At 53.9% G+C, this 3,218-nt stretch carries 2 rRNA genes; both read left to right on the forward strand.

The features are described 5' to 3' along the window. The first annotated feature begins 104 nt into the window (after positions 1–104). A 23S ribosomal RNA gene (locus tag KUV86_RS09155) occupies positions 105–2,991 on the forward strand. A gap of 106 nt (positions 2,992–3,097) precedes the next feature. Then, a 5S ribosomal RNA gene (gene rrf / locus KUV86_RS09160) occupies positions 3,098–3,213 on the forward strand. Positions 3,214–3,218 lie beyond the last annotated feature (5 nt).

Here is a 3,218-nt window from a genome sequence, read left to right on the forward strand (position 1 = left end):
ACGCTCTTTAACAATGTATATCATGCTGACAAAGTAAGATACGTCTCAAGCGTATCCGGCAATTGTCGTGACATCATCGATTGACAGACCTTTTGGGGTTATATGGTCAAGCGATGAAGCGCACACGGTGGATGCCTTGGCAGTCAGAGGCGATGAAAGACGTGGAAGCCTGCGATAAGGTTCGGCGAGGTGGCAAACGACCTGCGACCCGGACATCTCTGAATGGGGAAACCCACCCAAGATCACTTGGGTATCTCATGCTGAATATATAGGCATGAGAGGCGAACCGGGGGAACTGAAACATCTAAGTACCCCGAGGAAAAGAAATCAACCGAGATTCCCCTAGTAGCGGCGAGCGAACGGGGACCAGCCCTTAAGCAACACAACTGGTAGGTGAACAGATTGGGAAATCTGGCCATAGTGGGTGATAGCCCCGTAACCGAAACCTGAGTGTTGTGAAATCGAGTAGGTCGAGGCACGTGAAACCTTGACTGAAGACGGGGGGACCATCCTCCAAGGCTAAATACTCCTGACTGACCGATAGTGAACCAGTACCGTGAGGGAAAGGCGAAAAGAACCCCGGAGAGGGGAGTGAAATAGACCCTGAAACCGTGTGCGTACAAGCAGTGGGAGCCGACTCGTTCGGTGACCGCGTACCTTTTGTATAATGGGTCAGCGACTTATTTTCAGTGGCGAGCTTAACCGTATAGGGGAGGCGTAGAGAAATCGAGTCTTAACTGGGCGACCAGTCGCTGGAAATAGACCCGAAACCGGGCGATCTATCCATGAGCAGGTTGAAGGTTGAGTAACATCAACTGGAGGACCGAACCAGGATCTGTTGAAAAAGATTTGGATGACTTGTGGATCGGAGTGAAAGGCTAATCAAGCCCGGAGATAGCTGGTTCTCCTCGAAAGCTATTTAGGTAGCGCCTCACGTATCACCGCCGGGGGTAGAGCACTGTTTCGGCTAGGGGGTCATCCCGACTTACCAACCCGAGGCAAACTCCGAATACCGGTGAGTGCAGCGTGGGAGACACACGGCGGGTGCTAACGTCCGTCGTGAAAAGGGAAACAACCCAGACCGTCAGCTAAGGTCCCGAAATCCTGGTTAAGTGGGAAACGATGTGGGAAGGCTTAGACAGCTAGGAGGTTGGCTTAGAAGCAGCCATCCTTTAAAGAAAGCGTAATAGCTCACTAGTCGAGTCGGCCTGCGCGGAAGATGTAACGGGGCTCAAACCAGGTACCGAAGCTACGGGTTCGTCGAATGACGAGCGGTAGAGGAGCGTCGTGTAAGCCGATGAAGGTGTGTTGAGAAGCATGCTGGAGGTATCACGAGTGCGAATGCTGACATGAGTAACGACAAGGGGAGTGAAAAACTCCCCCGCCGGAAGACCAAGGGTTTCTGTTCGACGCTAATCGGAGCAGAGTGAGTCGGCCCCTAAGGCGAGGCCGAAAGGCGTAGTCGATGGGAAACGGGTCAATATTCCCGTACCTCACAGTATTGCGATGGGGGGACGAAGAAGGCTAGGTGAGCCAGGCGTTGGTTGTCCTGGTGAAAGCCAGTAGGCTGAGGGTTCAGGAAAATCCGGACCCTTAAGGCCGAGAGGCGAGACGAACTGACTACGGTCAGGAAGTCATCGATGCCACGCTTCCAGGAAAAGCCTCTAAGCTTCAGATACTGTGGGACCGTACCCCAAACCGACACAGGTGGTCAGGTAGAGAATACCAAGGCGCTTGAGAGAACTCGGGTGAAGGAACTAGGCAAAATGGTGCCGTAACTTCGGGAGAAGGCACGCCGCATTAGGGTGAAGGTCCTCGCGACCGGAGCCTGACGCGGTCGAAGATACCAGGTGGCTGCAACTGTTTATTAAAAACACAGCACTCTGCAAACGCGCAAGCGGACGTATAGGGTGTGACGCCTGCCCGGTGCCGGAAGGTTAAGTGATGGTGTTAGCTCACGCGAAGCTCCTGATCGAAGCCCCGGTAAACGGCGGCCGTAACTATAACGGTCCTAAGGTAGCGAAATTCCTTGTCGGGTAAGTTCCGACCTGCACGAATGGCGTAATGATGGCCACGCTGTCTCCACCCGAGACTCAGTGAAATTGAAATCGCAGTGAAGATGCTGTGTACCCGCGGCTAGACGGAAAGACCCCGTGAACCTTTACTACAGCTTCACACTGGACGCTGATGTTGCTTGTGTAGGATAGCTGGGAGGCTTTGAAACCCTGTCGCCAGATGGGGTGGAGCCAACCTTGAAATACCAGCCTGGCATCATTGGCGTTCTAACTCAGGACCGTAATCCGGTTCGAGGACCGTGTGTGGTGGGTAGTTTGACTGGGGCGGTCTCCTCCCAAAGAGTAACGGAGGAGCACGAAGGTACCCTCAGCACGGTTGGAAATCGTGCATTGAGTGCAAGAGCATAAGGGTGCTTAACTGCGAGACAGACACGTCGAGCAGGTACGAAAGTAGGTTCTAGTGATCCGGTGGTTCTGTATGGAAGGGCCATCGCTCAACGGATAAAAGGTACTCCGGGGATAACAGGCTGATACCGCCCAAGAGTTCACATCGACGGCGGTGTTTGGCACCTCGATGTCGGCTCATCACATCCTGGGGCTGAAGTCGGTCCCAAGGGTATGGCTGTTCGCCATTTAAAGTGGTACGCGAGCTGGGTTTAGAACGTCGTGAGACAGTTCGGTCCCTATCTGCCGTGGGCGTTGGAGATTTGAGAAGTGCTGCTCCTAGTACGAGAGGACCGGAGTGGACGTACCTCTGGTGTTCCGGTTGTCATGCCAATGGCATTGCCGGGTAGCTATGTACGGACGGGATAACCGCTGAAAGCATCTAAGCGGGAAGCCCCCTTCAAGATGAGATCTCCCTGAGGCCTTGAGCCTCCTAAAGGACCCAGCAAGACCAGCTGGTTGATAGGCCGGGTGTGGAAGCGCTGCAAGGCGTTGAGCTAACCGGTACTAATGGTCCGTGAGGCTTGACCATATAACACCCAAGAGGTTTTGGTCGATGGTGTCACGACACAATTGACGGATACGTGGGACGTATCGAGCAGGACTTTGCCAGCATTGATATACATTGCCTTTTTTCGCCTGACGACCATAGCGAGTGGGAACCACCTGATCCCTTGCCGAACTCAGAAGTGAAACCGCTCAGCGCCGATGGTAGTGTGGGGTCTCCCCATGCGAGAGTAGGTCATCGTCAGGCATTTA

Origin of the sequence: Halomonas sp. DP8Y7-3 (assembly GCF_019801675.1) — a bacterium.
Classification (GTDB): Bacteria; Pseudomonadota; Gammaproteobacteria; order Pseudomonadales; family Halomonadaceae; genus Halomonas; species Halomonas litopenaei_A.